The sequence below is a fragment of the Castellaniella sp. UC4447_H14 genome (assembly GCF_052978285.1).
Genome location: NZ_CM129666.1, coordinates 1069354 through 1090842 on the forward strand (window position 1 = coordinate 1069354; position 21489 = coordinate 1090842).

At 65.0% G+C, this 21489-nt stretch carries 20 protein-coding genes; 10 read left to right on the plus strand and 10 right to left on the minus strand.

Annotated features, from left to right (window positions below; all coding sequences use genetic code 11):
• The first annotated feature begins 102 nt into the window (after positions 1-102).
• Positions 103-900 (plus strand): YggS family pyridoxal phosphate-dependent enzyme, encoded by a 798-nt coding sequence (locus ACVCMJ_RS05225; protein ID WP_447080380.1) that lies wholly within the window; start codon positions 103-105, stop codon positions 898-900.
• 15 nt (positions 901-915) lie between these two features.
• Positions 916-1434 (plus strand): C40 family peptidase, encoded by a 519-nt coding sequence (locus tag ACVCMJ_RS05230; RefSeq protein WP_447080381.1) that lies wholly within the window; start codon positions 916-918, stop codon positions 1432-1434.
• A gap of 70 nt (positions 1435-1504) precedes the next feature.
• On the opposite strand, the gene ACVCMJ_RS05235 is transcribed toward ACVCMJ_RS05230, so the two are convergent.
• From ACVCMJ_RS05235 to ACVCMJ_RS05245, 3 genes are all read right to left on the minus strand, one after another.
• Entirely contained in the window at positions 1505-2002 is a 498-nt protein-coding gene (locus tag ACVCMJ_RS05235) for a Spy/CpxP family protein refolding chaperone (protein ID WP_447080382.1), read from the minus strand.
• Positions 2003-2099: 97 nt separating this feature from the next.
• A complete protein-coding gene (locus tag ACVCMJ_RS05240) occupies positions 2100-2798 on the minus strand; it encodes a response regulator (RefSeq protein WP_447080383.1) in 699 nt (232 codons plus the stop codon).
• Positions 2799-2801: 3 nt separating this feature from the next.
• On the minus strand, positions 2802-4187 hold the full coding sequence (locus ACVCMJ_RS05245; protein ID WP_447080384.1) for an ATP-binding protein: 1386 nt from the start codon (positions 4185-4187) through the stop codon (positions 2802-2804).
• 15 nt (positions 4188-4202) lie between these two features.
• Between ACVCMJ_RS05245 and ACVCMJ_RS05250 the strand changes: the two genes are divergently transcribed.
• Together ACVCMJ_RS05250 and ACVCMJ_RS05255 are read left to right on the plus strand one after the other, a co-directional pair.
• A complete protein-coding gene (locus ACVCMJ_RS05250) occupies positions 4203-5144 on the plus strand; it encodes an ABC transporter ATP-binding protein (RefSeq protein WP_447080385.1) in 942 nt (313 codons plus the stop codon).
• Entirely contained in the window at positions 5141-5902 is a 762-nt protein-coding gene (locus ACVCMJ_RS05255; RefSeq protein WP_447080386.1) for an ABC transporter permease, read from the plus strand. Before ACVCMJ_RS05250 ends, ACVCMJ_RS05255 begins: the two co-directional genes overlap by 4 nt.
• Before the next feature lie 99 nt (positions 5903-6001).
• Here ACVCMJ_RS05255 and ACVCMJ_RS05260 read toward each other — a convergent pair whose 3' ends face one another.
• Positions 6002-7129, minus strand: a complete 1128-nt coding sequence (locus ACVCMJ_RS05260) for an aminotransferase class V-fold PLP-dependent enzyme (RefSeq protein ID WP_447080387.1) — start codon at positions 7127-7129, stop codon at positions 6002-6004.
• A 213-nt stretch (positions 7130-7342) separates the two neighbouring features.
• Between ACVCMJ_RS05260 and ACVCMJ_RS05265 the strand changes: the two genes are divergently transcribed.
• The 5 genes from ACVCMJ_RS05265 (at position 7343) to otnC (ending at position 12666) form a co-directional block, all read left to right on the plus strand.
• Complete coding sequence (locus ACVCMJ_RS05265) at positions 7343-8620, plus strand: EAL and HDOD domain-containing protein (protein WP_447080388.1); 1278 nt, start codon at positions 7343-7345, stop codon at positions 8618-8620.
• A 132-nt stretch (positions 8621-8752) separates the two neighbouring features.
• Complete coding sequence (locus ACVCMJ_RS05270; RefSeq protein WP_447080389.1) at positions 8753-9697, plus strand: AEC family transporter; 945 nt, start codon at positions 8753-8755, stop codon at positions 9695-9697.
• Between the two features lie 89 nt (positions 9698-9786).
• Positions 9787-11052 carry a 3-oxo-tetronate kinase gene (otnK, locus tag ACVCMJ_RS05275; protein ID WP_447080390.1) on the plus strand — a complete coding sequence of 422 codons (1266 nt, stop codon included), beginning with the start codon at positions 9787-9789 and terminating at the stop codon, positions 11050-11052.
• 49 nt (positions 11053-11101) lie between these two features.
• Positions 11102-12010, plus strand: coding sequence for an L-threonate dehydrogenase (gene ltnD / locus ACVCMJ_RS05280; protein WP_447080391.1), 909 nt, complete (start codon positions 11102-11104; stop codon positions 12008-12010).
• The gene (otnC, locus tag ACVCMJ_RS05285; protein ID WP_447080393.1) at positions 12007-12666 is read left to right on the plus strand and encodes a 3-oxo-tetronate 4-phosphate decarboxylase; all 660 of its coding nucleotides are present in this window, start codon (positions 12007-12009) and stop codon (positions 12664-12666) included. The genes ltnD and otnC overlap by 4 nt, the downstream gene beginning before the upstream one ends.
• A 96-nt stretch (positions 12667-12762) precedes the next feature.
• Here otnC and ACVCMJ_RS05290 read toward each other — a convergent pair whose 3' ends face one another.
• From ACVCMJ_RS05290 to mdlC, 5 genes are all read right to left on the minus strand, one after another.
• Positions 12763-13806 carry a TRAP transporter substrate-binding protein gene (locus ACVCMJ_RS05290; protein WP_447080394.1) on the minus strand — a complete coding sequence of 348 codons (1044 nt, stop codon included), beginning with the start codon at positions 13804-13806 and terminating at the stop codon, positions 12763-12765.
• Positions 13807-13882: 76 nt separating this feature from the next.
• Positions 13883-15217: a TRAP transporter large permease gene (locus tag ACVCMJ_RS05295; RefSeq protein ID WP_447080395.1), complete on the minus strand. Its 1335-nt coding sequence runs from the start codon at positions 15215-15217 to the stop codon at positions 13883-13885.
• Complete coding sequence (locus ACVCMJ_RS05300; RefSeq protein ID WP_447080396.1) at positions 15214-15777, minus strand: TRAP transporter small permease; 564 nt, start codon at positions 15775-15777, stop codon at positions 15214-15216. Before ACVCMJ_RS05300 ends, ACVCMJ_RS05295 begins: the two co-directional genes overlap by 4 nt.
• An 86-nt stretch (positions 15778-15863) precedes the next feature.
• Positions 15864-17315, minus strand: coding sequence for an aldehyde dehydrogenase (locus tag ACVCMJ_RS05305; RefSeq protein WP_447080397.1), 1452 nt, complete (start codon positions 17313-17315; stop codon positions 15864-15866).
• Positions 17316-17344: 29 nt separating this feature from the next.
• On the minus strand, positions 17345-18964 hold the full coding sequence (mdlC, locus tag ACVCMJ_RS05310; RefSeq protein WP_447080398.1) for a benzoylformate decarboxylase: 1620 nt from the start codon (positions 18962-18964) through the stop codon (positions 17345-17347).
• A 182-nt stretch (positions 18965-19146) separates the two neighbouring features.
• On the opposite strand from mdlC, the gene ACVCMJ_RS05315 reads away from it, so the two are divergent.
• Positions 19147-20058 carry a LysR family transcriptional regulator gene (locus ACVCMJ_RS05315; RefSeq protein WP_447080399.1) on the plus strand — a complete coding sequence of 304 codons (912 nt, stop codon included), beginning with the start codon at positions 19147-19149 and terminating at the stop codon, positions 20056-20058.
• Positions 20059-20117: 59 nt separating this feature from the next.
• On the opposite strand, the gene ACVCMJ_RS05320 is transcribed toward ACVCMJ_RS05315, so the two are convergent.
• Positions 20118-21287 (minus strand): ABC transporter substrate-binding protein, encoded by a 1170-nt coding sequence (locus ACVCMJ_RS05320; protein ID WP_447080400.1) that lies wholly within the window; start codon positions 21285-21287, stop codon positions 20118-20120.
• Positions 21288-21489 lie beyond the last annotated feature (202 nt).

A 21489-nucleotide genomic window follows, 5' to 3' on the forward strand; every position in this document is an offset into this window, starting at 1 on the left:
CGGATGCCGGCCCGTGCACGGCCAAAAACGCGCAGCTCCGGCGGATTGAGGGTATCCTGAAAGAGCCCCCGATTTGGTTTCTTTTGCAGGATCCGGTTACCGATGAATGCTGTTGCTGCGCCCGCCCCGCGTCCGCTGTATGAAAAGGCCGCGACTTTCCAGGAAATCCAGGCCAATATCGCGGATATCCGGGCGCGCATCGAGGTGGCCTGCATGCGTGCCGGCCGCGCGCCGTCCGAGGTTCGCCTGCTGCCCGTGAGCAAGACCGTGGATGAGAACCGCATTCGCATGGCGTACCAGGCCGGTTGCCGCCTGCTGGGCGAAAACAAGGTCCAGGAAGCCTATGGCAAATGGGAAACGCTGTCGGATCTGGGCGATCTGGAGTGGGCGGTGATCGGCCACCTGCAGACCAACAAGGCCAAATTCGTCGCCCGCTTCGCGCGCGAGTTCCAGGCGCTGGACAATCTGCGCGTGGCGGAGGCACTGGACCGGCGCCTACAGGAAGAAGGACGCGAGCTGGATGTATTCGTACAGGTCAACACCTCGCGCGAAGACAGCAAGTTCGGGCTGCCTCCGGCGGACGTGCTGGCTTTCGCAAAGGCGCTGCCGGCATACGGCTCGCTGCGGGTGCGCGGGCTGATGACCCTGGCGCTGTTTTCCGCCGACCAGGCCCAGGTCCGGCCCTGTTTCGTCCGACTCAGGGAACTGCGCGACATGCTGCGCCAGGACGCGCCGCAAGGCGAGGCCTTCGCCGAATTGTCCATGGGTATGTCGGGCGACTTCGAGTGGGCCATCGAAGAAGGCTCGACCACCGTGCGGGTCGGGCAGGCGATCTTCGGATCACGCAAACTGCCAGACAGCTACTACTGGCCCGATGGGCCCGAAGGCCGCAAGGCTTGAGCACAGGGACGCGCCATGACCGCCCATTCGGCCGCGACGCAGTCTCTGATCCGCATCTGGCTCGCCTTCCTGCTGTGTGTGCTGCTGGCTGCTTGCGCCGGCCCCGGCGGTCGGGGACGCCACACGGCGGAACGCAATCCGAACATCAATCCTGCGCAGCGCACGGAGGTCGTGATGACGGCGATGAGCCTGCTGGATACGCGCTACCGCTACGGCGGTACCCACGTTCAACAGGGGTTCGACTGCAGCGGCCTGGTGAAATACGTGTTCGGAGCGGCCACCGATACCGCCTTGCCGCACAGCACGGAGCGCATCGCCCGCATGAGCCGGCCGGTGGCGCGCAGCCAGTTGAAACCGGGGGACCTGGTGTTCTTCAACACGACGGGTGAACCGAATTCCCACATGGGGATCTACCTGGGCGACAACCGTTTCATCAATGCGCCGTCCACAGGCGGCCGGGTGAGAATCGACGATCTGTCGAGTCCCTACTACCGCCGCCACTTCGAATCGGTCGGCACTTTGTTCGCCCGCTGATTCCCCATGACAGAACGCAAACACCCGGCGGCCTGACGGCCACCGGGTGTCGGGCAATCCCGGAAATCGATCAGGACTGCGTGGGCTTGGCGTGGTTGCCACGCCGGCCGGCGCGCTGGTCGGCCAATTGCTGACGCTGTTCGGGCGTGAGCACGGCGCGAATCTGAGCCTGCGTCTCTGCGCGCAGCAACGCGAGTTGAGCGTCGGCCTGGCCGATCGCCTGCGCCGCCTGCTGGGCCTTCGCCTGATCGAAGGAATCGGCCATGGTCAGCTCGCGCAGGGATTTGCGCGCGGCCCGAACCGCCTTGTGCTGGTCATAGAATGCCTGCGCCTGGTCGTGACGGATCTTGAAGATCTGGTCCTGCTGCGCCTGCGTCAGATTCAGCTTGCGCAGCATGGGCGCACCCCAGCCGCCCTCCATGCCATGGCCACGATGCATCTTCTGGTGATGACGCGGCCAATTGCTGTCGGACGGCCCGTCGGTGGCCGCCGTGGCGATCAACGGAGCGGCCGCCATTGCAGCGACCAGGGCCAGTGTGGAATAGGTGCGTGAGAAAGTGGAAGCCATGTTGTTCGTCCTCTTGTGGTGCAGCCTCCGGTGGAAGCCGCGATGGGTACAGATTAGGAGCGAACTGAGGCGCAAGCATGGACGAATTGTGCAGGATTCATGGAGATTCGTCAGCATCGGCCGACAGATCGAGCCGGTAACCCACGCCGTACACCGAACGGATCAGGTCGCGCCCCGGCCGCACCTGCGCGAGTTTGCGGCGCAGATTCTTGACATGGCTGTCCACGGCACGGTCCGTCACGATCCGGTGGTCGTCGTACAGTCCATCGAGCACCTGATCGCGGGAAAAAATCCGTCCCGGGTGACTGGCCAGCAATGCCAGCAGCCGGAATTCGGCGGGCGTGAGATCCAGCACCACCCCGTCCAGCCGCGCCAGGTAGGCTGAGGGTTCGACTTCCAGCCCGTCCGCTCCGGTGGCGCCAGCGGGCCCGGGGCGCTCCTGGACGCGCCGCAGCACCGCCTTCACGCGCGCCACCACCTCGCGCGGGCTGTAGGGCTTGCAGATGTAGTCGTCGGCCCCCAGTTCCAGCCCCAGGAGCCGGTCGATTTCTTCGGTGCGGGCCGTCACCATGATGATGGGTACCGGGGCATAGGCGCGAATGTCCCGGCAGACGTCCAGCCCATCTCGCCCCGGCAACATCAGATCGAGCAGCACCAGATCCGGAAGCGCCTGCCGCACGCTGTCCATGACCTTCAGGCCGTCGGCCACGCATTCGACCTCATAGCCGGCGGCCCGCAGATAGGTCCGCAGGATCTCGGCAAGCTTCGGTTCGTCTTCTACAACCAGGATACGCATGAGTCACTCCTCGTCCGGTGCAAAAACCGGCCATTCCAGCCGGATCGCCACGCCGCCCAAGTCGGACGCCAGCGCCCGGATATGGGCGCCGTGGGCTTGTGCAATGTGGCGGCAGATCGACAAGCCCAGCCCCGCGCCGCCATGTGCGCGGCTGCGCGACGGTTCGGCCCGATAGAGGCGATCGAAGAGCCGAGGCAACTGGTCCGGGCCGACCCCGGGCGCGCTGTCGGCAATCTCGAGCATCAGGCCGGGTCCGGCGCGGCAGGCGCGAATGCGCACCCGCCCCGGCGCGTCGGTATAGCGCAAGCTGTTTTCGAGCACATTGGAGAGAAGCTGCGACAGGCGGCGCTCATCACCCTGGATCACCAGGCCGTCCTCAAGCTCCGTGGTGATCGTCAGACCCTGGCGGACGAAGCGCTCGCGCACCGCATCGACGGCCTGTGACACGACCCGGGACAGGTCCAGCGGCTGCATGTGGTAGTTCAGCGCGCCCGCGTCGGCCAGCGAAAGTTCGTAGAGGTCATCGATGAGATCGCTCAATTGGCGGACCTCGTGGGCCAGCGAGGCCAGCGCGGCGACATCCAGCGGGCGTAGCCCGTCCTGCAAAGCCTCGATTTCGCCGCGCAGCACGGCCAGGGGCGTGCGCAGCTCGTGGGAGACGTCGGCCATCCACTCGCGGCGCAGCCGCTCGTTGCGCCCCAGGCTGTGCGCCAGCCGGTTGAAATCCAGCGCCAGACGCCCCAGTTCGTCGCGCGAGCCGATCTGGACCCGCGTGGCATAGTCGCCGCTCGCGAGCCTGTGCGTGGCCTCGGCGATCCGCTTCACCGGCCCCAGCAGCGCGCGCGCCAGCCACAGGCCGACCAGCGCCGCCAGAAGCACCGACAGGCCGACGATGATCCAGGTCGCGCGCAACTGGCGGGACTGAAACTCCCGGTCGATCTCGTCGTTGATGACCGTGGGAACCAGCGGCGGGCTGACCAGCCAGCCGACCGTCCGGTCCGCGACCTTCACAGGGTAGCGGCGCCAGTCCGCCCCGGGACGCAGGCGCGGACCCGCGAGCCAGTGCTGGTCCACATCCACCAGCATCACCCGAAACGGCGGCAGTCTCGGGTCAGCCGCAGGCGATCCCTGGACCTCGCGGCGCGCCAGCCGCAGAGTGCGCCACCAGCGGTTATGATCGGACTGGAGAAACCCCCAGCCGCCTGCCTCGGCATAGTCAACCGCCAGCGCCTGGGCCAGATCGTCCAGCCTCTGGTGCTCGCGCTCCTGGATGTAATCATCAAAGCCGCTGTCAAAGCTGTAGCGAACCGCACCGCCCATGGCGAGCGCCACGACGATGCTGGTCGCGAGCAGGGCCAGAAACAGCTTGAATGTGATGCTCGTTCGCACGTATTCTTCCCAACCATGGAAACCCGCCCCACCCCGACCGTCATTTCAGTCACCGAGCTGAGCAAGACCTACGCCAGCGGCCATCATGCCCTGGACCGCGTCAGCCTGGACATCCGGCCTGGAGAGATTTTCGCACTGCTGGGCCCCAACGGGGCCGGCAAGACGACGCTCATCAGCATCATCTGCGGGCTGGTCAACCCCGGTTCCGGACGGGTTGCGGTCGGCGGACACGATATCGTACGCGAGTATCGCGCGGCCCGCGCCATGATCGGCCTGGTTCCCCAGGAACTGACCAGCGACGCCTTCGAGACCGTATGGAACACGGTGCGCTTCACGCGCGGGCTGTTCGGCAAGGCGCCCGATCCGGCCTGCCTGGAGCGCATTCTGCGCGCACTGTCGCTCTGGGACAAGCGCGACAGCAAGCTCATCACGCTGTCCGGCGGCATGAAGCGGCGCGTCATGATCGCGAAAGCGTTGTCCCACGAACCGCCCATCCTGTTCCTGGACGAGCCCACCGCAGGGGTGGACGTGACACTGCGCAAGGACATGTGGAACATGGTGCGGTCGCTGCGTGCCACCGGCGTCACCATCATCCTGACCACCCATTACATCGAAGAAGCCGAAGAGATGGCCGACCGCATCGGCATCATTCACCAGGGGCGATTGCTGCTGGTCGAGGAGAAGGCTCAGCTCATGCGGCAAATGGGACAAAAGCAGCTCATCATCCACCTGCGCGACGCGGTGACCCGGATCCCCGCCACGCTGGACCGGTGGGGCCTGGAAATCACGCATGAGGGTCGCGCGCTGCACTATCGCTACACCAGCACGCAGACCGGGGCGGACATCCCGGAGCTGATGACCGACCTGCGCGCGGCCGGGCTGGCGGTGGAGGACGTGGAAACGGAGCAGCGCAGCCTGGAAGAAATTTTCGTCAATCTGACCGGGGGAGCAGCATGAACCTGCGGGCAATCGGCGCCATCTATCGTTACGAGATGGCGCGTACCGGGCGCACGCTGATGCAAAGCATCGTCGCGCCGGTCATCTCCACCTCGCTGTACTTCGTGGTGTTCGGCACGGCCATCGGCTCGCGCATCCAGAGCGTGGGCGAAGTCAGCTACGGGGCCTTCATCGTGCCGGGCCTGATCATGCTGTCGCTGCTGACGCACAGCATCTCGAACGCATCCTTCGGCATCTATTTTCCGAAATTCACTCGCACGATCTACGAGATCATGTCGGCCCCGATTTCCTACCTGGAGATCCTGCTGGGCTACGTGGGAGCCGCCGCGAGCAAGTCCATCATGCTCGGACTCATCATCCTGGCGACCGCCGCGCTGTTCGTTCCGCTGCGCATCGACCACCCTCTGGCCATGCTGGGATTCATGGTGCTCACGTCGTTCACCTTCAGCCTGCTGGGTTTCATCATCGGGATCTGGGCGGACAACTTCGAAAAGCTGCAGTTCGTGCCGCTGCTGATCGTGACACCGCTGACCTTCCTGGGCGGAAGCTTCTATTCCATCGACATGCTGCCGCCCTTCTGGCAGACCGTGACGCTCTTCAACCCGGTGGTGTATCTGATCAGCGGGTTCCGCTGGAGTTTCTATGGGCTGGCCGACGTCGGCGTGTGGCTGAGCCTGGGCATGACCGCCCTGTTCCTGGCGCTATGCCTGGCGGTGACCGCCTGGATCTTCAGGACCGGATACCGGCTGCGGCCGTGAGCCGCCCGGCAGTCTCCGCCGCCATGTAAAAGAAAAGGGCCGGGCCCCACAAGGCCCGGCCCCCGCTGAAACCGCCGGACCGTCCGGCGCGGGTCCGCCTTACTGCATGCGATCCAGCGCCTGGGCCAGCGTATCGACCGTGCGTTGGACGTTGTGCAGCTTGTCGAGGCCGAACAGGCCGATCCGGAACGTCTTGAAACCTTGGGGCTCGTCGCACGCCAGGGGCACCCCGGCGGCGGCCTGCAAGCCGACCTGGGTGAACTTGCTGGTGGTATGGATGCCGTCATCGGACGTGTAGCTCACCACCACCCCCGGTGCCTCGAAACCGGGCGCCGCCACGCTCTTGAAACCGCGGCGGCGCAGGAGTTTGCGGACCTCGTCGCCCAGTTGTTGCTGCTCGTCGCGCACTCGATCGAAGCCGTAGCCTTCAGTCTCGGCCATGACGTCCCGCAGAATGGTGAGGGAATCCGTGGGCAGCGTCGTGTAATAGGCATGACCGCCCTTCTCGTAGGCTTCCATCACGCCCAGCCATTTGCGCAAATCGCAGGCAAAGCTGGTGCTTTGCGTGGTTTCGATGCGCTTGCGCGCCTCTTCGCCGAGCATGACCAGGCCACAGCAAGCCGAGGACGTCCAGCCCTTCTGGGGGGCGGAGACCAGGACGTCCACATGCACGTCGCGCATGTTGACCCAGATCGTGCCCGAGGCGATGCAATCCAGAACGAACAGGCCGCCCACCGCATGGACGGCATCGGCCACCGCGCGAATGTAGTCGTCCGGCAGACGGATGCCGGAAGCTGTTTCCACATGCGCCGCAAAGACCACATCGGGTTTGAACTCGCGCACGGCCGCCACGACTTCGTCCACAGGCGGGGGTGCAAAGAAGGGCTGATTGCCGGCTTCGATGGGGCGCGCCTTCAGGACACGCGCGTCAGACGGAATGTTGCCCGCCTCGAAGATCTGCGTCCAGCGATAGCTGAACCAGCCGTTGCGGATCACCAGCGCCCGCTTGCCGCTGGCGAACTGGCGTGCCACGGCTTCCATGCCGAACGTACCGCTGCCCGGCACCACGATGGCGGACTGGGCTCCGTACACCTTCTTCAGGGTGCGGGAGATGTCGCGCATCACACCCTGAAAGGTCTGGGACATGTGGTTCAGCGCTCGGTCGGTGTAGACGACCGAGTATTCCAGCAGCCCCTCGGGGTCCACATTGGGTAGCAATCCAGGCATGAGCCTCTCCGTCGAAAGCAAAAGAATAGGGCGATTGTAGACCGATGTCGGACGTATGGACGCCGGAGGCGGCCAGTACAATGTCAGCACTCCGCCGGGCGCCGGGAGCCTGGGTGAACACGGCGGCGCATGGCCCTGTACCGTATTGTCCATCAACATAAATGGCGGATCGTGCCGCGCCTTGTGCGGACGGCCGCGACAAGAGGAGACACCATGGAATCCACTTCGACGGCCGAACCTGTCGCCGAACCGGACGAGGCGCCGGCTCCGCTGCCGCCGCATCTGCTGCGCCGCGAACCGATCCTGGATGCGCAGCGCGGTCTGGCGGGCTACCGGCTGCGCATCCTCTGGAGCGGTACGGACGCCGCTGGACGGGACGCGGGCGCGGCGGTGATGGCGGCCGCCCGGCGCCATGGCGTCAATGCCTGCCTGGCCTACATGCCGCACTGGGTGGATGGCACCCCAACGCTGCTGAAAAACGCGTTTGCCCACATGCTGCCCCGGCACCGAACCTACGTCGAATTCCCGGAGGGCACGGAAGCCACCCCCGAGCTGATCCAGGCCTTGCAAGGCCTGGCCCATGGCGGGCTCCCTTTTTCCATCCGGGGCGATCTGGCCGCAGAGAGCCAATACAGCGCCCTGCTGCCCTTCTGCAAGGTCGTCAGTTTCGACCCGTCGCTCAGCACCAAAGCCGATATCTTTCGGCAGAGCTTCACGCACAAACAGGCGAAGCGCCAGCTCATGGCCGCCAGCACACCCGACCAGGCCACACTGGACAACTTCCTGCTGTTGGGCTTCACGTTGTTCGCGGGGCGCTGGCCGGACAACATCGTCCCGGCATCCGCACTCACCTCGCGCCAGAAAACCTTGCTGCGCCTGGTGACGCTCATCATGGGAACCGGGGAGATCCGGGAAATCCAGGACAGCTTGCAGCGGGACGCCGAACTGGTGAAGACGCTGCTCGACATGGTGAATACTCCCGCCTATGGCCTGAGCCAGGAAGTGGAGTCGCTGAGCCAGGCGATCATGCTGCTGGGCCGCCGCCATCTGCAGCGCTGGGTCCAGATGCTGATGTACACCGAGTCCGGCCGACCGGCGGGGTTTCTCTCGCCCACGCTCATCCAGGCGAGCGCCCGGGCGCATCTGATGGAGGCGTTGTCCACTTTGCGCTACCCCGAGCAGACCATCCGCGCCGAAGCCGCCTTCACGACCGGCATCCTGTCGCCCATGGACCGGATCTTCCATGGCACCATGCCGGAACTGCTGTCCCATGTCGAAGTCGATGTGCCGGTCCGCCAGGCGCTGCTCCAGCGCGAGGGCGCGCTGGGCCTGGAGTTGCGGCTGGCCACGCTGGTCTTCCCGTCAGAGGGCGACCCCATCGAGGAACTGGATCCGCTCCTGGCCGCACTGGCGCTGGACACCGACACACTGGATCCCATGATCCAGGACGCCTTCGTCTGGGCGCATGGCATCACCCGTGCGGCACCATGATCGCACATTCTCTTCCCTCGCAGGGCGCGTCCGCCGGCTCACGGCGCTCCTCTCCGATCCCGACGAGGTTCATTGCGGCACAGGGCGGCGTCTACCGCCCTGTGCCGCAGCGCTTCGCCTGAATCGTATTGCATGCTCAACATCCTCTCCGTCATAGGGCCGCTCTTCATCGCAATGGCGCTCGGCTTCGCCGCCGTACGCGCGGGCGCCTATGACAAAACCGACATTCGCATACTGGGGCGCTTCGTCATTCAGCTGGCGCTTCCCGCGCTGCTCTTCAAATCGCTTGCGGAACGGTCGTTTGGAGAAATCATCAATCTCGACTATCTCGGGGCTTACGCATCGGGTTCGCTGATCGCGCTCGCCGTGGCATGCAGCGGCGCGTTCTTCCTGAAAAACCTGTCGCGTCCCGCGTTGGGCATGATGGCGATCGGCAGTTCGCTGTCGAACAGCGGCTTCATCGGCTTTCCGCTGATCCTGCAATTCCTGGGCTCGGGGGCGACCGTCGCCATCGCACTGAGCATGCTGGTAGAGAACCTGTTGATTCTCCCGACGTCGCTCATCATCGCCGAGTCGGCACGGGGCAACGGGCGCAGCCGTGCGCAGGCACTGCGGTCGCTCTTTGGGCGGCTGATGCGCAACCCGCTCATCCTGTCCATCCTGGCGGGCATCGCCTGCTCGATCCTGCAACTCCGGCTGCCAGCCCCGGTCGGGCGTGTCATCGACATGTTCGCCGCAGCCTCCGCGGCGGTCGCCCTCTTCGTCATTGGCGGGACTCTGGTAGGCCTGCGCCCGGGCGGCGAGCTGCCGCGCGTCCTGTGGGTCTGTCTCGGCAAGTTGGTGATTCACCCGCTGGCGGTCACGTTGCTGATGCTGGTGTTCGCTCCTGCCGACCCGGTATTGCACAGAGCCGGCATCCTCATCGCATCGCTGCCCATGCTGAGCATCTTTCCCATCCTGGGTCAGAAGTACGGCGAGGAATCCTGGTGTGCCTCCGGTCTGCTGGTCGCCACTGTCAGCTCCTTTGCGACGCTGAGCCTTGTGATGTGGCTCGTCGGCATGCCGCCACAGGCGTGAGCCGAAGCTACCGGCAACCAGGGCCAGCATGTTCTACTCTAAGAGAACAATCTCCGTAAAACGCGAGAACTCGAACTGGGACGTGAACCATGCTGCTGGGGTGCATTGCCGACGACTTTACCGGAGCCAGTGATCTGGCCAATACCCTGGCCAAAGGCGGGATGTCCACTGTCCTGTTTGCCGGGGTCCCGCCATCCGCCCACGCGCCCGGCTGCGAGGCCGGCGTCGTCGCACTGAAGACGCGCTCCATCGCAGCGGAAGATGCCGCTCGGCAATCACTGCAGGCGCTGCGATGGCTGCGGGACCAGGGCTGCCGGCAGTTCATTTTCAAATACTGTTCGACGTTCGACTCGACTCCCGCCGGGAACATCGGGCCGGTGGCCGACGCGCTGCGGACCGCCCTGCGGGCGCCGCTGGCCATTGTCTGTCCGGCGTTTCCGGAGACCGGCCGGACGCTGTTCATGGGGCACCTCTTCGTCAACGGTCGATTGCTGAACGAATCGGGCATGGAACACCACCCGCTGAATCCGATGACGGACGCCGACCTCTGCCGCTGGCTGGGCCGGCAGACAAAGGCTGGCGTCGGCCTGGTCCCCTATCCGACCGTGCGCCGGGGTCCGGCAGCCGTCACGGCTGCGATGGAGGCCGAGGCCGCGGCGGGCAAGCCGCTGGTCGTCGTGGATGCGGTGCTCGACGAAGACCTGATGACGCTGGGCCAGGCGGTTGCTCACCAGACGCTCATCACGGGGGGATCCGGCATTGCGCTGGGGCTTCCGGAGAACTTCCGGCAGGCGGGGCTCCTGGCCGATGCAGGCTCCGGGTTCGAACCCATCCAAGGGCCAGGCGTCGTGCTGTCCGGATCCTGTTCGACCGCCTCCAACGCACAGGTCGCCCACCACCTGGAGTCCCACCCAGGACTGAAAATATCCCCCACGGAACTGATGGAAGAAAGGCTGGCGGTATCGGATGTTCTTTCATTCGTTCAGGGGAACCTCCACCAGGACCCCATCGTCTATTCCACGGCGGCCCCCGAATCCGTGTCCCAAGCCCAGTCGCGCTTCGGCCGCGAAGCCGTTGCAGGCCGGATCGAGCGCTTCTTTGCCGAACTCTCCCGCCAACTGGTGGCCGCCGTCGGGGTCCGGCGGCTCGTGGTCGGCGGCGGGGAAACGTCGGGAGCCGTCGTCACGGCACTCGCGCTCCAGTCCTTGCGCGTGGGACCGGAAATCGACCCGGGGGTGCCCGCCCTTGCCTGCGAGCAACCGACACCGCTCAGGCTCGCCCTCAAGAGCGGCAACTTCGGGACAACCGATTTCTACGAGAAAGCCCTCCGAACGCTGCGGGCAGCGGCCCGCTGATCACAACGGAGCGACGCACTCCCAATCATATCTACCAAGGAGCATCAGGATGAGCACAGACAAGCCCTACCGGGTGGCGGTGATCGGTCTCGGATCCATGGGCATGGGCGCCGCCAGGTCCTGCATTGCAGCGGGGCTGGAAACCTGCGGCATCGATGTACGACAGGAAGCCCTGGATGAACTGGAAAAGGCGGGCGCGGCTGCCGTAGGCCGGAACGGGCTGGCATTCGCCGGTTCGCTGGATGCCGTGCTGATGCTGCCCGTGAGCGCCGAGCAGTGCCGCCAGGCTCTTTTCGGACCGGACGGCATCGCGCCGCATCTGCGGCCGGGCACGCCCGTCATGGTGTCCGCGACCATTGCGGCAAACGATGCCCGCGACCTCGAGGCCAGGCTCGGGACACAAGGCCTGCCGATGCTGGATGCGCCCGTGTCAGGCGGCTCCGTGCGGGCGGCAAAAGGCGAAATCACCGTGATGGCTGCCGGTGCACCGGAGACCTTCGACAAACTGAGTCCGTTGCTGGAGGCAATCGCGGCCAAGGTCTTCAGGATCGGCACGGAAATCGGACAGGGTTCGACCGTCAAGATCATCCACCAGCTGCTTGCCGGGGTCCACATCGCCGTGGCCGCCGAAGCCATGGCTTTGGCCAGCCGCGCCGACATCCCGCTGCAGACGCTGTACGACGTGGTCACGAACGCCGCCGGCAACTCCTGGATGTTCGAGAATCGCATGCAGCATGTGCTGGACGGCGACTACACGCCCCACTCGAGCGTCGACATTTTCGTGAAGGACCTGGGCCTGGTGGTGGAGACCGGGAATTCGCTCAAGTTCCCGATTCCGATCGCCGCCATCGCTCACAGCCTGTTCGTCAATGCGAGCAACGCCGGCTACGGCAAGAGCGACGACAGCGCCGTCATCCGGAATTACTCGGGCATCAAGCTGCCGGGGGACCCGGCATGAGGGCTGGCCCGCACCGCGACACCGAGGCGACGCTGCGGGAACAGATCGTGGCCTTCGGCCGCTCGATGTTCGAGCGCGGCCTGACCGCAGGCAGCAGCGGCAACCTGAGCGTTCGGCTGGACGATGGCTGGCTGCTCACCCCCACCAACAGCAGCCTGGGGAGACTGGACCCACAGCGGCTGTCGCGGCTGGATGAGGCGGGCGCGCTGGTCAGCGGCGATCCGCCGTCCAAGGAATCATTCCTGCACCTGGCCGTTTACCGACATCGCCCGTCGGCGCGCGCCATCGTGCACCTGCATTCGACCCACTCGGCCGCAGTCTCGTGCCTGAAGCATCTGGACCCGGACGATTGCATCCCGCCTCTGACGGCCTACTTCGTGATGAAGATCGGCCGGCTGCCCCTGGTGCCTTATTACCGTCCCGGCGCGCCTGAGCTGGCCGATGTGGTCGGGCGCCTCGCCGCGAAACACCCGGCGATCCTGCTGGCCAATCATGGCCCGGTGGTCGCCGGCACGACACTGGAAACCGCGGTGAATGCCGCCGAAGAGCTCGAAGAAACGGCCCGGATATTCCTGCTGCTGAAAGACAGGGCGGCGCGTCCGCTCGATGATGCCCAGATCGACGAACTGAAATCGGTCTTCAGGCTGGACATCTGAGGCACCGCGCCCATCGGGCGGCTCCCTGCGAAAGCCCGCCGCGAGCCACACCGGAGGCTGCTCAATGCCCGCAGAAGCAATGAGCAGATTCTCTCGTCACTGTTTCAGCAGGTCCTTCGCCGCCGCCAGCAGCGCCTTGCCATCGGCGCCCTTCTTGTCGACCGCGTCTATCCACTGCTGCGCCACGCCTTTGGTGGCATCCTGCCAATGCGCATACTCCGCATCGGTCATGTAGTAGAACGTGCTGCCGTTTTCCTGAGAGGTCTTCATGAATTCGGCCTCCTTCGCGTCAAAGGTCACGCGGCCGGCCCATGCCGATACGTCGGGGCCGCTGTTGTCGTCGATGACCTTTTTAAGATCCGGCGGCAGGCTGTCGTAACGTGCCTGGTTCATGCCGAACAGGAAAATCGAATTGCCCATGCGCGGCTTGCCTTTCGGCACGTCGAAGTGATAGCGCGAGATCTCGTCCAACTTGATCGCAGGCACGCCCTCCCATGGGACCGCAGCCCCGTCGACCACTCCTTTGGACATGGCGTCCGGCACGGCCGGCAGCGGCATCTGCACCGGGACCGCGTGAAGGGCGGTCAGCATCTGCGAATTGACGCGATTGGCGGAGCGGATCTTCAGGCCCCTCATGTCCTCGAGCGTCTTGGGCTTTTTGTCCACGAAATGCAGCAGCGTGCCGCCATGGACGTGCATGAAGATGGGATGCACGCCCTTGAACTCGTCGAGCGCATATTTCTGGGTGTAGATCCACAACGCGCGGCTGCCGGATTCCGCGTTGCGTTCCATCCAGGGCAGTTCGAATACCGCTGCCTTGGTGAAGCGCCCGGCCGAATAGGTGGGCAGCGTCCAGACGATGTCCGCGACACCGTCCTTGGCTTGATCGAAGAGCTGCGCGGGAGTACCGCCCAACTGCATGGCCGGATAGATCTGGCAGACCATCTTCTGGTGGGACTCCCGGGCGATCTTGTCGCACCAGGGCTGGATCAGCGTGACCTGCGCATTGGCGGTGGCCGGCAGGAAATGCGCAACCCGCAGCACGACCTGCGGGGCGGCGTGAGCCATCCCGGCCACCGCCAGACCCAGCGCCAACAGGCTGAGCCGCCGCGCCACACCGATTCTCTTGTGTTGCTTCATGTTTGTCTCCTTTTTGAACGAGCGGGTGCGAGACCCGCTGGATGGCACTGCCTTATTGCCCAACACCCATCAATCCCTACAACGCTCCGAAACTCCTGACCAGCACCAGCGTGAGACTGGGAAAGGCGACGAGCGCAATGATGCGGACGAAATCCGACATCAGGAACGGCACGACTCCCTTGAAGGTTTCGGTGAGCGGAACGTCCTTGGCCATGCGGTTGATGATGTAGACGTTCAGACCCACCGGCGGATGGACGAGGCCGATCTCGACCACCATGAGGGCCAGTATCCCGAACCAGATGGACTTGTCTCCCGCAGTCATGCCATAGAAATCCAATCCGATGACCATGGGGTAGAAGATCGGAATCGTCAGCAGAATCATGGCCAGCGAATCCATCACGCATCCCAGCAGAATGTAGGACGCCAGCACCGCCGCGATAATCAGGAAGGGCGAAAGCCCGCAGTTCTTCACCCAGGACGCCAGTTCCACCGGCAATTGCGAGACCGCCAGCGACACGTTGAGCATGTCGGCACCCAGCAGGACCAGGTAGATCATGGCCGTTGCCTGCGCGGTTCCCAGCACACTGTCCAGCAGCCCCTTCCAGCGCAGCCCGCCCGAGACAACGGCAATGATGCCGCAGGCGGCGGCGCCGATGGCTGCAGCCTCCGTCGGAGTGGCCCATCCCGCATAGATTCCCACGATCACGATAAAGAAGACCGCCAGCACCGGGCCCACTTCGATCGCCGACCTGATTCGCTCGGGCCAGGGCGCCCGGGGACCCGCCGGCCCCATTTCGGGCTTCCAGCGCACGATGATCTGGATCACGATCATGTAGCCGATCATCGCCAGGAGCCCGGGAATCACGGCCGCCATGAAGAGCTTTCCAATGGATTCCTGCGTCAGGATCGCGTAGATGATGAGGGGAACCGAAGGCGGAATCATGATCCCGAGCGTGCCGCCGGCGGCCAGGGTGCCGGTGGCCAAGCTCCCCGCGTAGCCATAGCGCCGCAGTTCGGGCAGGACCACCTGTCCCATGGTGGCCGCGGTCGCCAGCGATGAGCCGCAGATGGCGCCAAAACCGGCACAGGTTCCCACGGCGGCCATCGCGATGCCCCCACGCCGGTGCCCCAGAAAAGCGCTCACGAAGCGGAACAGGCTGCGGCTCAGACCCCCATGGGTGGCAAACTGGCCCATCAGCAGAAAGAGCGGAATCACTACCAGGTCATAGTTGGAAAGCCGCGCATAGGCCAGGTTCTTGAGAGAAGCCATGAGCGGGGCCCAGTTTCCGCCCATCAGATAAACGTAGCCGCCGGCGCCGGAGATGAACATCGAAATCCCGATGGGGATCCGGACGACCATGAGCGCCAGCAGCACGGCGAACATGATGACGCCTACCGTGACGCCGCTCATGACCGGTCTCCCGAATGGCGGTTGCCACACGCCCGCAGATGCAGGCAGCACGTATAGAGTCCCGCAATGGCGAGCAGTATGAAGCCCGGCACCATCCCGGCCTGCGCGAGCCACACCGGCCACCCCAGAATGGCCGATGTTTCACCCGCATCGCGCAACGATAGTGCGCCCGCCCAGCTACGCCACGCGATCAGGGCCCCGAAAATCGCGATCAGCAAGGACCCGAGGGCGTCCAGGGAGTGCACCGTCCGGGGACCGCAACGAGACGTGAAAAAGTCGACCTTGAGGTCCTCGCCTTCCAGATGGCAATACGCAAAGAATGCGGCCGACGCGGCCGCCGACACCATCATCAGGACCTCCATATCGCCGGGGACCGGCATGGAAAACAGCTTGCGCCCCACGATGGAAATCAAGGACATGGCCACCAGGGCTACAAACGCAAGCCCGCCCACCGCCGCAAAGAATTTGCATACGGCCAGCAGCCACCGCCCCGTCGGCCCGAACTGTTCCGGGAGCAAGACCGATGCGGCATGCGCCTCATGTTCCAGAGGGGTATGCATGATGTCTCCTGTCGCGTGACAACTTTGTAGTGGGTGTCGCTTCGCGGGGCACGGACCCGGGTCGCTTCCGGATCCGGAGCGATCCATCAGAACGGGTAGGCGCGCGGTGTCGTCTGTACCGACACCCAGCGCACATCGGTGAAGGCCTCAATGCCGGGCTTGCCGCCAAAACGCCCGTACCCGCTGTCCTTCACGCCGCCAAACGGCATCTGCGGTTCGTCGTGCACGGTGGGCCCGTTGATATGGCAGATTCCGGACTGGATACGCCCTGCCACGCGCAAGGCGCGGGCGACGTCCGCCCCGATCACCGCCGACGACAGCCCATACGCCGTGTCATTGGCGCAGGCCACCGCCGCCTCTTCGCCGGACACCCGGACGATGGCCTTGACCGGACCGAAGGTTTCCTCGCCGTAGATGCGCATCGCGGGCGTGACATGGTCGAGCAGCGTCGCCGGCATGAGCGTGCTGTCCGCCTTGCCCCCGCACAGGAGCTTCGCGCCCTTGGCGATGGCGTCGTCGATCATGGCGTTGCAGCGTTCAACGGCGGAAATATCCACCAGCGACCCCAGCACCACGGGACCCTTGCGCGGATCGCCCAGCGGCAGACCCTTGACCTTGCTCACCAGGCGCTCGACGAAGGCGTCGGCGACCTTTTCATCCACCACGATGCGCTCGGTGGACATGCAGATCTGGCCGGAATTGGCGAAAGCACCGAATGCCGTCGCGTTCACGGCGGTTTCCAGATCAGCGTCATCCAGCACCACCAGCGGCGCCTTGCCGCCCAGCTCCAGGATGACGGGCTTCAGATGACGGGCGCACAGCTCGGCAATGATGCGCCCGACCTTGGTGGAGCCGGTGAAGTTCACGCGGCGGGTGGCCGCGTGCGAAACCAGCGCCTCCACGACTTCAGGGGCATCCTTGGGCGCATTGGTGATGAAGTTCACCACTCCGGCGGGCAGCCCGCCTTCCTGAAGGGCCTCGATGATCAGTCCATGCGTGGCCGGACACATCTCGGAGCCCTTCAGCACGACCGTATTGCCGCAAGCCAGCGGCGTGGCCACGGCACGCACGCCCAGAATGACCGGCGCGTTCCAGGGCGCCATGCCCACCACCACGCCGGCCGGCACCCGCAGGCCCATCGCCAGGTTGCCGGGCACATCGGAAGGAATCACCTCGCCGCCGATCTGCGAGGTCAGCGCCGCTGCTTCACGCAGCATGCCGGCGGCCAGATGGACGTTGAACTCCGCCCACAGCGCCGAGGATCCGGTTTCCGCCGCCATCGCGGCAACGAACGCATCCTTGCGCGCCGCCAGGGCGTCGGCGGCCTGGGACAGCATCTGGCGCCGCTGACCCGGCCCCGTCTGCGACCACTGCACGAATGCGTCGGCGGCGGCCTGCACGGCCGCCCGGGCGTCCTGCGGCGTCGCGGCGGGCGCCTCGGTGGCCACATTGCCGTCCAGCGGATTGCGCCGTTCGAAGGTATGGCCGTTGCTCGCAGCGCGATGCTCGCCATTGATCAACATTGAAATCGTGCTCATGTGTCCTCCTCGTTATATGGGGTGCCCTGTCAGGCAACCCCGATCTCGACCAACGTGGGACGCGAAGCCTCCAGCGTCCGGCGCAGGACCTCCGGCAATGCCAGCGGATCCGAGACGCGCTCGGCCTCGCAACCCAGGCTGCGCGCCATGGCCACGAAGTCGATACCGGGCAGATCGATGCCGCGCAACTCGTCCTTGGGCGTGAAGCCATACACCGGCGCGAATTCGCGCAGCGCCGCATAGCTGCCATTCTTCAGGATCAGGAACGTGATGGGCAACCCCAGTTGGGCCGCGTTCCATAATCCCTGGATGGAATACAGGCTGGAGCCGTCTCCGATGAGACCGATCACCTTGCAGCCCGGTTTTCCCAGGGCGACCCCCACAGCCGCCGGCAGGCCGAAACCCAGGCCACCGCTGCACATGGTGTAGAAGGTCTCTGGACGCAGGATCGGCAGATAGCGCTGCATCACCGGTCGGGCGCTGGGCGCTTCCTCGACGATGATGGAGTCCGGGGACCGCACGCGGGCGAGCGTCTGCAAGGCATACGCGACGCTCATGGGCGTGCCGGGCCGCGCCTCAGCGGCTGGAGCCCGGGGCTGCGGCGGGCGGCGCACCGCAGGCTGCGGCCGGGCCAGGAGGTCCTGCACGCTCGAGCGCACGCTGCCGACCACGGCCGTCCCCTCGGGAGCCCAGGCCACCGTATTCGGGTCGTCCACGATCTGCGCGAGCCGGCTGCCCGGCGGAATATGCGGACCGTATCCTTCGACGTGATAGGTGAAAGCCGCCGCACCCAGGGCAAGAATGAAGTCATGTCCCGACAGCAGTTCGACGATGCGTTCACGCGCGGCCGGCAGGAACCCGCCAAACAGGCGGTGGTCCTCCGGAAAGCCATTGCGACCCGACATGGGGGCCACCCAGACTGAAGCCTGGTGGCGCTCGGCGAGCGCCACTACGTCATCCCAGGCTCCGTCGCGATCCACGGCGGCGCCCACCACGAAGGCCGGATGTCGGGAGGCGTCGAGTTGCCGGCCGATCACATCGAGCAGCGCTCCGTCCGGTCGGATGGAACGGCTCACCCGGCGTGCCTTCACCGGCGTGCAAGGCTTGCTCCAATCGTCGGCGGGTACCGACACCAGCACCGGCCCACAGGGAGGCTGCATGGCCATGTAATACGCCCGCGCAATCGCGAGCGGGACATCTTCGGCGCGCGCCGGCTCCACACTCCACTTGACGTAGGGCTTGGGCAGCTCCGTCGCCTGGCTGGAGAACAGGAAGGGCTCGAAGGGCAGGATCGCGCGGGACTGCTGTCCGGCCGTGATGATCAGCGGCGTGCGATTGCGATAAGCGGTGAAGATCGCCCCCATGGCGTGCCCGACGCCCACGGCCGCGTGCAGATTGACGAACGCGGCATTATGAGTCGCCTGGGCGTAGCCGTCGGCCATGCCCACCACCACGGACTCCTGCAGGCCCAGCACATAGCGGAAGTCCTCCGGAAAATCGAGGAAGAAGCCCAGTTCCGTCGAACCCGGGTTGCCGAACAACGTCGTCATGCCGAACTCGCGCAGCAAGTCCGTCACCGCCTGGCGAACCGGCACCTGCATCGCCACATCGCCTTCACGCACGCGTTCGCGCACCGCGCCCTGCTCCATGTCGTCCTCCGGGCCCTGTCGTGGGCCATCTTTTTGATGTTCAACGGTGCTCCGGGGTTGCCTCTCGGCCGGTCACCCGCCTGTCCGCCTGACCGATCCGAAGCACAGGAATCGCTTTCCCAATATTGATGGGATCCATGATATAAATCAATAAAATATTTTAGATATCCGACATTAGAATAATGAATATCAAAGCATTGGACCTGAACCTGCTGCGACTCTTCGATTTCATCTACGCAGCGCGCAGCGTGACCCAAGCCGCCGATACCCTCGGGCTCACCCAGCCCGCCGTGAGCCAGGGCCTCACCCGATTGCGCACGGCCCTGAGCGATCCGCTGTTCGTGCGTGCCGGAGGCGGCGTTCGCCCCACGCCCCGCGCCGAGCGCATGGCGCCAGCCATCCACGCAGCCTTGCACGCGCTGGAGCGCGCGGTCGTCGATTCCGCGGGTTTCGATCCCGCAAAGGCCGAACGCGTCTTTCGACTCTACATGACGGATATCGGCGAGGGCCGGTTCCTGCCGCAATTCATCACAGCCCTCAGGCTGCGCGCCCCGCATACCCGCATCGAGACCCTGCATCCGGGAATGGCCGAACTCGCGCTGGCCATGGATCAGGGTCGCGTGGACCTCGCCGTCGGCTTCCTGCCCAACCTGAGAGGCATGCGTTCAGCAACCCTGTTTCAGGACCGCTACGCCATCCTGATGCGCGACGGACATCCCTTCAGCCGGGCCCGCCCCCAAGGCATCGCGCGCGCCGCCGACATCCGGGCATTGGAATTCATCACGGTCCGCACGCATGCCTACACTCACACCGCGCTGGAAGCCTTGCAACTGGGGGATCGAGTCCGGCTGACCACCGAACATTTCATGGCGCTGCCCGCCATTATCGAAGCGACCGATCTGGCGGTCATCATGCCGCGCAACGTCGCGTTGTCTTCCTTTGCACCGCACCGGCGATTCGCCGTCATCGACGCGGATTTCCCCATGCGGGAACTCGACGTGAGCGTCCACTGGAGCCCCCGCTACGATGGGGATCCCGCCAACCGGTGGCTGCGCGGCCTGATGCTGGAACTCTACACCGAGGCCCCGAAATGAAGAAGGCGCGCGATCCGTGAATCACGAATCGCGCGCCCCCGTGGGCTTCGGTCGACCGATTACTTGCCCGGATCCTTGACGTCCTTGAACGTGAAGAACTCCACGTTCTGCGCCACGCCGTCCACCTTCTCCAGCTTGCGGATGTACTCGTTCTGGATGATGTCGCGCGTTTGCGGATCGATCTGCACCGGACCGCGCGGGCTTTCCCATTGCATGCCCTTCACGGCTTTCATGAAGGCCTCGGCACTGGCGTCGCCCTTCGTCTTTTCCAGCGCCTGATAGATCAGGTGCATGCCGTCGTAGCCACCCACGGACATGAAGTTGGGGCGATCCTTGGGGTAGGCCTTTTTGTAGGCCGCCACGAATTTCTTGTTTTCAGGCGAATCGTGGTTTTCCGAATAGTGGAAGGCCGTGATCATGCCCAGCGCCGAATCCCCCATGGCGGCCAGCGAATCCTCGTCCGTCATGTCGCCTGTGCCCAGTTCCTTGATGCCGGCCTTTTCCAGCCCCATCTCGCGAAACTGCTTGAGCAGCGCCACCATGGAGCTGCCCGGCGGCACGAAGAAGAAGGCCGCATCCGGCTTGGCGTCCTTCATGCGTTGCAGGAAGGGCGAATAATCCGGCGTGGTGACGGGGGTACGGACCTCGCCCACGACCTGACCGCCCAGCGCCGTGAACGTCTTCTGGAACTGTTTCTCGGCGTCATGCCCGGGACCATAATCCGCCACCAGCGTGTAGACCTTGCGCACGCCGTTCTTGTAGGCCCACTCCGCCATCGCCCATGAGCTTTGCGGCAGCGTCATCGACACACGGACGATGTTCGGCGACTTTTCCGTCACCGACGAGGTCGCTGCGTTCATCACCACCATCGGAACCTTGGCCTCGGTGGCAAGCGGGGCCACCGAAAACGCGTTCGGCGTCAGGTCGAAACCGGCCAGGATGTCAACCTTGTCCTTGGTCAGCAGCTCCTGCGCCTGGCGCTTGGCGACTGCGGGCGCCATGCCGGTGTCGTCCTTGATGATGACCTGGACCTTGCGGCCGGCCACCGTGTCGCCATGCTCGGCGATATACAAATCCACGCCGTGGCTGATCTGCTTGGCATAGGGCGCGAATGGCCCGGATACCGACAGCACCAGGCCGATCTTCAGATCCTTGGCCTGCACGGGGCTCACGGCCACCGCCGCTCCCAGGGCCAAAGCCACGGCCCCCATCGTCTTGCTGAACTTCATGTCTCGCTCCTTTGAGATTGCGATGATGCGAACGGCCGCGAATCGGTATCCCGGCCCGAGGGCTCATTATGGCCGCTAGTCCCGTGCCCGTTAAGGATAGAGCCTCACTAGCTGCTATGTCGAATTGTTATGACTGATGACGAATCGTGGCGAATTGGGGCACCAGCTTGCCACGAACCGCCGCACCGGTCCAGCGATTCAA